Raw genomic sequence first — 9,979 nt, 5'->3', positions numbered from 1 at the left:
TCGCCCAGGCGCGGCCGCGCCGACCGCGTCCGCTTTCCTGCTTCTTCGAGACGACCCAGAGTTTTCCCGGATCGCCCGCGCGCGCGTGCTCCAGCGCCAGCGCGTTGGTCGAGCCGACGCTGTCATGGGCCTCGAGCCGGAACCCCTCCGACGCCGCGGTTGGAGCCAGCCGAAATGCCATCCCGTCAGAAGAAGGTCTTGGCGGCGGCTTCGGCATAGCTGCCGATCGGCCCGCCGATCAGCACATAGAACAGCACGAAGGCGCCGCTGACGCCGAGCACGAGGCGCAATTCGCTGGCCATCGGCACGAAGCCGCCGACAGGCTCGTCGAACCACATGATCTTGATGATGCGCAGGTAATAGTAGGCGCCCACCACCGAAGCCAGCACGCCGATGATCGCCAGGGCATAGAGATGCGCGTTGATGGCGGCGAGGAACACGTACCATTTCCCCCAGAAGCCGGCGAGCGGCGGAATGCCGGCCAGCGAGAACATCAGGATGGTGAGGATGGTGGCCATGATGGGATTGGTCGAGGCGAGGCCCGCCAGATCGCCGATCTGCTCGACATTGCCCTCCTTGCGCCGCATGGCGAGGATGAAGGCGAAGGTGCCGAGCGTCATCACCAGATAGATCAGCATGTAGATCGCCACGCCGCGCACGCCGGCCTGGCTGTTCGCGGCAAGGCCGACCAGCGCGTATCCCATATGGCCGATCGAGGAATAGGCCATCAGCCGTTTGATGTTGGTCTGGCCGATCGCGGCGAAGGCGCCAAGCGCCATCGAGGCGATCGAGATGAACACGACGATCTGCTGCCAGTCGGCGGCGATCGGCTTGAAGGCCCCCATGGTGACGCGCACGATCAGCGCCATCGCCGCCATCTTCGGCGCGGCGGCCAGGAAGGCGGTGATCGGCGTCGGCGCGCCCTCATAGACGTCCGGCGTCCACATGTGGAACGGCACCGCCGAGATCTTGAAAGCGAGGCCGGCGAGCACGAAGACCAGGCCGAAGACAAGGCCGAGCTGACGTTCGCCGCTGCCCAGCGCCGTCGCGATCTCGTGGAAGCCGGTGTTGCCGGTATAACCGTAGACCAGCGAGATGCCGTAGAGCAGCATGCCCGACGACAGCGCGCCGAGAACGAAATATTTGAGGCCGGCCTCGGTCGAGCGGACATTGTCACGGTTGATCGCCGCCAGCACGTAGATCGCCAGCGACTGCAGCTCGAGCCCGAGATAAAGGCCGATCATGCCGTTGGCCGAGATCATCAGCATCATGCCGAGCGTGCACAGCACGATCAGAACCGGATATTCGAACTTGTCGAAATGCTCCTGCCTGGCAAACCGCATCGACATGACGAGCGTGACGGCCGAGCCGATCAGCGCCAGCATCTTCATGAAGCGGCCGAACGAGTCCTGGACGAAAGCGCTGCCATAGGCAGACCCTTCGCCGCCGGAGAAAGCGAGCCAGAGGCCGGCGATCACCAGCACCGCGACCGCGAGCCCGGTCACCGTCATGGTGTTGTTGGAGCGCGAATAGGCGCCCACCATCAGAAGCGCCAGCGCGCCGACGGCGAGGATCAGTTCCGGCGTCGACAGCGAAAGGCTGGAGAGAAGGTCCGGCGTCATGGTGTTTCCCCGGTCAGTTCGCCGCCGCGGTTTGCGCGGAATTGATGGAAGCGGTGACGTTGGTGACGAGCGCCTTGACCGACTGCGTGGTGGCATCGAAGACAGGCGCCGGATAGACGCCGAAGAAGATCACCAGCACCACCAGCGGGTAGATGATCGCCTTCTCGCGCGTCGACAGATCGAGCAGGTTCTTCAGGCTCTCCTTGGTCAGTGCGCCGAAGATCACGCGGCGGTAGAGCCAGAGCGCATAGGCTGCCGACAGGATCACGCCGGTAGCGGCGAAGAACGCCACCCAGGTGTTGACCCGAAATACGCCGAGCATGGTCAGGAACTCGCCGACGAAGCCGCTGGTGCCCGGCAGGCCGACATTGGCCATGGTGAAGATCATGAACGCGGTCGCGTATTTCGGCATGTTGTTGACCAGCCCGCCATAGGCGTCGATTTCGCGCGTATGCATGCGGTCATAGATGACGCCGACGCACAGGAATAGCGCGCCGGAGACGAGCCCATGGCTGAGCATCTGGAACATCGCGCCCTGCACGCCCTCCTGATTCATCGCGAAGATGCCCATGGTGACGAAGCCCATATGGGCGACCGACGAATAGGCGATGAGCTTCTTCATGTCCTCCTGCATCAGCGCCACCAGCGAGGTGTAGATGATGGCGACGACCGAGAGCGTGAAGATCAGCGGCGCGAACATCTCCGACGCCAGCGGGAACATCGGCAGCGAGAAGCGCAGGAAGCCGTATCCGCCCATCTTCAACAGGATGCCGGCCAGGATGACCGAACCCGCCGTCGGCGCCTCGACATGCGCGTCGGGCAGCCAGGTGTGCACCGGCCACATCGGCATCTTCACCGCGAAGGAGGCGAAGAAGGCGAGCCACAGCCAGGTCTGCATGTTGGCCGGGAAGTTATGCGTCAGCAGCGTGGTGATGTCGGTCGTGCCGGACTGGAAGAACATCGCCATGATGGCGAGCAGCATCAGCACCGAGCCGGCAAGCGTATAAAGGAAGAACTTGAACGAGGCATAGACGCGCCGCTTGCCGCCCCAGACACCGATGATGATGAACATCGGGATCAGGCCGCCCTCGAAGAAGACGTAGAAGAGAACAATGTCGAGCGCGCAGAACACGCCGATCATCAGCGTCTCGAGGATCAGGAAGGCGATCATGTAGGCCTTGACGCGCTTCTCGATCGCATCCCACGAGGCCAGTATGCAGAGCGGCATCAGGAAGGTGGTCAGGATGACGAACAGCATCGAGATGCCGTCGACGCCCATATGGTAGGAGATGCCCGAATCCAGCCAGGCGTGCTTCTCGACGAACTGGAAGCCGGCCTGCGAATTATCGAAGCCCTTCCAGATGAACAGCGACACCACGAAGGTGAACGCCGTCGTGATGAAGGCGATCGAGCGGATGTTGCGGCGCGCGTTTTCGCTGTCGTCGCTGATCGGCAGAATGAGCAGAACACCAACCAGCGGCAGGAAGGTGACCAGCGAGAGGATTGGCCAGTCGGTCATCAGAGCATCATCCAGGTGACGAGAGCGGCCACGCCGATCAGCATGGCGAAGGCATAGTGGTAGAGGTAGCCGGTCTGCAATTTGACGACGCGGTTGGTGACGTCGACGACGCGCGCCGAGATGCCGTCGGGGCCGAGCCCATCGATGATGGCGCCGTCACCCGTCTTCCATAGGAACCGGCCGAGGCGCTTCGCCGGCCGCACGAAAAGGAAGTCGTAGAGCTCGTCGAAATACCATTTGTTGAGCAGGAAGCCGTAGAGCAGGCGATGGTTGGCGGCGACGCTCCGGGGCAGTTCCGGCGAGCGGATGTAGAACTTCCACGCGACCGCAAAGCCGATGACCATGGCGATGAACGGAGCCAGTTCCACCCACAACGGCAATTCGTGGATCTCGTGCAGGATGTGGTTGTCCGGCAGCGTGAACAGCGAGGCCTTCCAGAACTCGGCATAGCCCTCGCCGATGAAGGCGCCGTGGAAGATGATGCCGGCAAACAGCGCGCCGGCAGCCAGCACGTAGAGCGGCACCAGCATCACCGGCGGCGATTCATGCACGTGGTGCATGACCTCGTGGCTGGCGCGCGGCTCGCCGTGGAAGGTCATGAAGATCAGCCGCCAGGAATAGAAGCTTGTGAATGCGGCGGCGATCACGAGCAGCACGAAGGCAAAGCCCGCGACCGCGTTGTGGCTGGCAAAGGACGCTTCGATGATGGCGTCCTTGGAGAAGAAGCCGGCGGTGCCGATCACCGTCGCCGGGATCCCGACGCCGGTCAGCGCCAGGGTGCCGATCACCATCATCCAGTAGGTCTTGGGGATGAGCGTCCTCAACCCGCCCATCAGGCGCATGTCCTGCTCGTCGGAGACGGCGTGGATGACCGAGCCCGAGCCGAGGAAGAGCAGCGCCTTGAAGAAGGCATGCGTGAATAGATGGAAGATCGCCGCGCCATAGGCGCCGACGCCGAGCGCCACGAACATATAGCCGAGCTGCGAGCAGGTCGAATAGGCGATGACGCGCTTGATATCGTTCTGGACAAGGCCGACGGTGGCCGCGAAGAAGGCGGTGAAGGCGCCGATGAAGGTGACGACGGTCAGCGCCGAATGCGACAGCTCGAACAGCGGCGAGAGCCTCGCCAGCATGAACACGCCGGCCGTCACCATGGTCGCGGCATGGATCAGCGCCGAGACGGGCGTCGGGCCTTCCATGGCATCGGGCAGCCAGGTGTGCAGCGGCACCTGCGCCGACTTGCCCATGGCGCCCATGAACAGCAGCAGGCACACCACCGTTAGCGCCGTGTGCTTGTCGAGCGCATGGCCGAGGAAGGTGAGCACCGCGGCGCCCTCCGGCGCGCCTTCGGCCGGAAGGAAGGAGGCTGCGTTGGCAAAGACTGTGCCGAGATTAACCGAGCCGAACAGCACGAAGACGCCGAAGATGCCGAGCGCGAAGCCGAAGTCGCCGACGCGGTTGACGACGAAGGCCTTGATCGCCGCGGCGTTGGCGGAGGGCTTCTTGTACCAGAAGCCGATCAGCAGATAGGAGGCGAGGCCGACGCCTTCCCAGCCGAAGAACATCTGCACCAGATTGTCAGCCGTCACCAGCATCAGCATCGCGAAGGTGAACAGCGACAGATAGGCGAAGAAGCGCGGCCGGTTCGGATCGTGGTGCATGTAGCCGATCGAATAGATATGGACCAGCGCCGACACGGTGTTGACGACGACCAGCATCACCACCGTCAGTGTGTCGATCCTGAGCGCCCAGGCGACGTCGAGCCCGCCCGCCTGGATCCAGCGCAGCACCGGCACGGTGAACACTTCGCCATGGCCGAAGCCGACGGTGAAGAAGGCGATCCACGACAGCACCGCCGCGATCACCAGGAAGCCGGAAGTGATGTATTCGGATGCCTTGGCGCCGAGCGAATTGCCGAACAGGCCGACAATCAGGAAGCCGAGCAGCGGAAGGAAGACGATGGCCTGGTACATGGTTGTTCCCGTCAACCCTTCATCTGGTTCACGTCTTCGACCGCTATCGAGCCGCGGTTGCGGAAGAAGACGACAAGAATGGCAAGTCCGATCGCGGCCTCCGCCGCGGCGACCGTCAGCACGAACAGGGCGAATACCTGCCCTACGAGGTCATGCAGCGCCGCCGAGAAGGCGACGAAGTTGATGTTGACCGCGAGCAGGATCAGCTCGATCGACATCAGGATGACGATGATGTTGCGGCGGTTCAAAAAAATGCCGAACACGCCGAGCGTGAACAGGATCGCCGATACGGTCAGATAATGCGCGATGCCGACGACCATCTCAGATACCCTCGCCCGACTTGACCTTGCGGATTTCCATGCCCGTTGCCGGCGTGCGGCCGACCTGGGCGGCGATCGACTGCCGCTTGACGCCTTCCTTGTGGCGCAGCGTCAGCACGATGGCACCGATCATGGCGACCAGAAGCACGAGGCCGGCGATCTGGAAATAATAGAGATAGTCCGTGTAGAGGATGTCGCCGAGCGCCGCCGTGTTGGAGCGCGCGGCGAGGTCCGGCGTTGCCTTGGCCACCGTCGAGGCAAGCTGCGGCGCGAAGCTGTAGCCGCCGAGCACGACGATCAGCTCCGCCGCCAGGATCAGCCCGACCAGCGCGCCGATCGGCGCATATTGCAGCGCGCCCTGCTTCATCTCCGCGAAGTCGACGTCGAGCATCATGACGACGAACAGGAACAGCACCATCACCGCGCCGACATAGACGACGAGCAGGATCATCGCCAGGAACTCGGCGCCGGTCAGCATGAACAGGCCAGCGGCATTGAAGAAGGTGAGGATTAGGAACAGCACGGAATGCACAGGGTTGCGCGACGAAATGACCATGAAAGCCGACGCCACGGCGATAAAGGCGAAGAGGTAGAAAAAGACCGCCTCTAGTCCACTCAGCATGGGGTTCCCTCGGGTTCCTGTCCGAACACTGGCTCAGCGCCCCTGCTCGATGTCGCCGCCGCCTCCGGCTGGCAAAGTTGCGTGTTCCTATCGCATGTTCCGATCGGGTTGAAAGACCCGATCGAAAGAAACATGCGACACTCTTTTCATTCCGGAGGATGATCTGGTCCGAAAGTCTGCAACTTTTCGGGGACCATCCTTTGGACGAGGCCCTCGCCCCGTCCATGCGTCAAATGTCAGCGATAGGGCGCGTCCAACGCGATGTTGCGCGCCAGCTCACGCTCCCAGCGATCGCCGTTCGCGAGCAGCTTTTCCTTGTTGTAGTAAAGCTCCTCGCGCGTCTCGGTCGCGAATTCGAAATTCGGCCCCTCGACGATGGCGTCGACCGGGCAGGCTTCCTGGCAGAAGCCGCAATAGATGCACTTCACCATGTCGATATCGTAGCGCACGGTGCGCCGCGTACCGTCGTTGCGGCGCGGGCCGGCTTCGATGGTGATCGCCTGTGCCGGACAGATCGCCTCGCAAAGCTTGCAGGCGATGCAGCGCTCCTCCCCATTGGGGTAGCGGCGCAGCGCGTGCTCGCCGCGGAAGCGCGGGCTGGTCGGTCCCTTCTCGTGCGGATAGTTGATCGTCTCCTTCGGCGCAACGAACTGGCGCATCGACAGGAAGAAGGCGCTGACGAAATCCTTCAGCAACAGGGCCTTTGCGGCTTGGGCAAGAGCGGACATCACGCAAACCCCGTGATCTTGAGGAAGGCCGCGGTGGCGACGACCATGAACAGCGAGATCGGCAGGAAGACCTTCCAGCCTAGCCGCATCAGCTGATCATAGCGGTAGCGCGGCACAAACGCCTTCACCATCGAGAACATGAAGAACACCAGGCAGACCTTGAGCACGAACCAGATCAGGCCCGGCACCCAGGTGAAGGGCGCGAAATCGAACGGTGGCAGCCAGCCGCCGAGGAACAGGATGGTGGCCAGCGCGCACATCAGGACGACGGCGACGTACTCGCCCAGGAAGAAGAGCAGGAACGGCGTCGACGAATATTCGACCATGTGTCCGGCGACGAGTTCCGATTCCGCTTCCACCAGATCGAAGGGCGGACGGTTCGTCTCGGCCAGCGCCGAGATGAAGAACACGATGAACATCGGGAACAGCGACAGCCAGTGCCAGTCGAGGAAGGTGTTGGGCAGGCCGAGCTTGGTGCCGAGGCCATCCTGCTGCGAGAGCACGATGTCGGAGAGGTTGAGCGAGCCGACGCAAAGCAGCACGGTGACGATGACGAAGCCGATCGACACCTCGTAGGACACCATCTGCGCGGCTGAGCGCAGCGCGCCCAGGAACGGATATTTCGAGTTCGACGCCCAGCCGCCCATGATCACGCCGTAGACCTCGAGCGAGGAGATGGCGAAAACATAAAGGATGCCGACATTGATGTTAGCAATAGCCCAGCCTTGATTGACCGGAATGACCGCCCAGGCCGAGATCGCGAGCACGGCTGAGACCAGCGGCGCCAGCAGGAAGACGCCCTTGTTGGCGCCCGACGGGATCACCGGCTCCTTGAAGACGAATTTCAAAAGGTCGGCGAAGGCCTGCAGCGTGCCCCAGGGACCGACCACGTTCGGGCCGCGGCGCAGCTGCACCGCAGCCCAGATCTTGCGGTCGGCATAAAGCACGTAAGCCACAAAGATCAAAAGAACGACGATCAGCACGACCGACTTCAACAGGATCAGCAGCGCCGGCAGCACGTAGAAGGAAAAGAAGGTGTCCATGCTTATTCCGCCGCCTGCTTGAAGCCGCTCTTGGCCAGCGCCGAGCACTCAGCCATCACGGCCGAGGCCCGCGCGATCGGGTTGGTGAGATAGAAGTCCTTCACCGGCGAGGTGAAGGTGCCCTTGTTCAAGCGTCCGCCGAGCTTCGCCGCCCTGGCAACGCCGTCGGCGCTGCCCGCCGCGACATGATCGACGCGGGCAAGATGGGGGTATTCGCCATAGAGCTTCGCGCGCAGCTGCGCCAGCGAATCGAACGGCAGCTTCTTGCCGAGCACATCCGACAGCGCCCGCAGGATCGCCCAGTCCTCGCGCGCTTCGCCCGGGGCGAAACCGGCGCGGTTGGTCTGCTGCACGCGGCCTTCCGTGTTCACATAGGTGCCGGACTTTTCGGTGTAGGCAGCAGCCGGCAGGATGACATTGGCGCGGTGCGCGCCCGCATCGCCATGCGTGCCGATATAGACGACGAAGGCGCCGCCGGTCTTGGCCATGTCGATCTCGTCGGCGCCAAGCAGGAACAGGAGATCCGTCGCGCCCAGCATGCCGGCGACATTCTTGCCGCCCTCGCCCGGCACGAAGCCGACGTCGAGCCCGCCGACTCTGGCCGCCGCGTTGTGCAGCACCGCGAAGCCGTTCCACTCGGCCGTGACGGCATTGACGGTCGTCGCCAGCCTTGCCGCCTGGCCGAGCACTGCCGCGCCGTCCGAGCGCGCCAGGGCGCCCTGGCCGACGATGATCAGCGGATGCGCTGCATTCTTCAGCACCTCGAAGAACTTGCCGTTGCCGTCGGCCAAGTCCTTCAAGGATTCTGGGCCGGCGCCGATGAGCTCGTAGTCATAGCGCGTGTCGCCGATCTCGCCGATGACGCCGATCGGCAGGTTGCCGACGCGCCAGCGCTTGCGGATGCGGGCGTTGAGCACGGAGGCCTCGAAGCGCGGATTGGCGCCGACGATCAGCACCGCGTCGGCCTGCTCGATGCCTTCTATGGTCGGATTGAAGATGTAGCTCGCGCGGCCGAGCGACGGATCGAGCGCGGCGCCGTCCTGGCGGCAGTCGATGTTCTTGGAGCCGAGCGCCGCCATCAAAAGCTTGAGCGCATAGATTTCCTCGACCGCGGCGAGGTCGCCGGCGATCGCACCGACGCGCTCAGGGGCGGTCTTCGACACCTCGTCCTTGATCGCCGCGAAGGCTTCCGCCCAGCTTGCCGGAGCAAGCTTGCCGTTCTTGCGAACGTAGGGACGATCGAGGCGCTGGGTGCGCAGGCCATCCCAGATGAAGCGCGTCTTGTCCGAGATCCACTCCTCGTTCACGGCCTCGTTGACGCGCGGCAGGATGCGCATCACCTCGCGGCCGCGGCTATCGACGCGGATCGCCGAGCCGACGGCGTCCATGACGTCGATCGACTCCGTCTTGGTCAGCTCCCACGGCCGCGCCTGGAAGGCGAACGGCTTGGAGGTCAGCGCGCCGACCGGGCAAAGGTCGATGACGTTGCCCTGGAGCTCGGAGGTCATCGCCTGTTCGAGATAGGTGGTGATCTCGGCATCCTCGCCGCGGCCGATCAGGCCGAGTTCGGAGATGCCGGCGACCTCGGTGGTGAAGCGGACGCAGCGCGTGCAGTGGATGCAGCGGTTCATCACCGTCTTGACCAGCGGACCGATATACTTGTCTTCGACCGCCCGCTTGTTCTCATGGTAGCGCGAGGAGTCGACGCCGAAGGCCATCGCCTGGTCCTGCAGGTCGCACTCGCCGCCCTGGTCGCAGATCGGGCAATCCAGCGGATGGTTGATCAGCAGGAACTCCATCACGCCTTCGCGGGCCTTCTTGACCATCGGCGTGTTGGTGAAGATTTCCGGCGCTTCGCCATTCGGGCCGGGGCGCAGGTCGCGCACGCCCATGGCGCAGGAGGCCTGCGGCTTGGGCGGGCCACCCTTCACCTCGATCAGGCACATGCGGCAATTGCCGGCGATGGACAACCGCTCATGGAAGCAGAAGCGCGGCACTTCCGCGCCGGCGTCCTCGGCCGCCTGCAGCAGCGTGTAATGGTCGGGTACCGTGATCTCTTTCCCGTCGACCTTGAGCTTTGCCATTCGCCTCAAACCCTCGCGGATTTCCCGCAATCTTTCGTTCCGGGGCGCGACTGCGCCCGGCATTTCAT

Annotated in this window: 8 protein-coding genes and 1 pseudogene; all 9 read right to left on the bottom strand. The window is 63.5% G+C overall.

Annotated elements, in window-relative coordinates; all coding sequences use genetic code 11:
* Positions 1-181 (bottom strand): annotated as a pseudogene (locus EOA75_RS21910) (biotin--[acetyl-CoA-carboxylase] ligase); the annotation flags it as partial.
* Positions 182-185: 4 nt separating this feature from the next.
* The gene (gene nuoN, locus EOA75_RS21905; RefSeq protein WP_095829700.1) at positions 186-1,622 is read right to left on the bottom strand and encodes an NADH-quinone oxidoreductase subunit NuoN; all 1,437 of its coding nucleotides are present in this window, start codon (positions 1,620-1,622) and stop codon (positions 186-188) included.
* Positions 1,623-1,635: 13 nt separating this feature from the next.
* The gene (locus EOA75_RS21900) at positions 1,636-3,141 is read right to left on the bottom strand and encodes an NADH-quinone oxidoreductase subunit M (protein WP_095826201.1); all 1,506 of its coding nucleotides are present in this window, start codon (positions 3,139-3,141) and stop codon (positions 1,636-1,638) included.
* The gene (nuoL, locus tag EOA75_RS21895) at positions 3,141-5,114 is read right to left on the bottom strand and encodes an NADH-quinone oxidoreductase subunit L (protein WP_095826202.1); all 1,974 of its coding nucleotides are present in this window, start codon (positions 5,112-5,114) and stop codon (positions 3,141-3,143) included. Before nuoL ends, EOA75_RS21900 begins: the two co-directional genes overlap by 1 nt.
* Before the next feature lie 11 nt (positions 5,115-5,125).
* Entirely contained in the window at positions 5,126-5,434 is a 309-nt protein-coding gene (nuoK, locus tag EOA75_RS21890) for an NADH-quinone oxidoreductase subunit NuoK (RefSeq protein ID WP_066998791.1), read from the bottom strand.
* 1 nt (position 5,435) lies between these two features.
* Positions 5,436-6,056: an NADH-quinone oxidoreductase subunit J gene (locus tag EOA75_RS21885; RefSeq protein ID WP_066998787.1), complete on the bottom strand. Its 621-nt coding sequence runs from the start codon at positions 6,054-6,056 to the stop codon at positions 5,436-5,438.
* 236 nt (positions 6,057-6,292) lie between these two features.
* Positions 6,293-6,784: an NADH-quinone oxidoreductase subunit NuoI gene (nuoI, locus tag EOA75_RS21880; RefSeq protein ID WP_066998784.1), complete on the bottom strand. Its 492-nt coding sequence runs from the start codon at positions 6,782-6,784 to the stop codon at positions 6,293-6,295.
* A complete protein-coding gene (gene nuoH, locus EOA75_RS21875; RefSeq protein ID WP_066998780.1) occupies positions 6,784-7,827 on the bottom strand; it encodes an NADH-quinone oxidoreductase subunit NuoH in 1,044 nt (347 codons plus the stop codon). Before nuoH ends, nuoI begins: the two co-directional genes overlap by 1 nt.
* A gap of 2 nt (positions 7,828-7,829) precedes the next feature.
* On the bottom strand, positions 7,830-9,911 hold the full coding sequence (nuoG, locus tag EOA75_RS21870; RefSeq protein ID WP_095826204.1) for an NADH-quinone oxidoreductase subunit NuoG: 2,082 nt from the start codon (positions 9,909-9,911) through the stop codon (positions 7,830-7,832).
* Positions 9,912-9,979: the final 68 nt, after the last annotated feature.

It is taken from the genome of Mesorhizobium sp. M1A.F.Ca.IN.022.07.1.1 (assembly GCF_003997575.1).
In the GTDB taxonomy this organism is placed as follows: Bacteria; Pseudomonadota; Alphaproteobacteria; order Rhizobiales; family Rhizobiaceae; genus Mesorhizobium.
The sequence above is the reverse complement of the archived record's forward strand: the minus strand, read 5'-3'. Positions and strand labels throughout refer to the sequence as shown.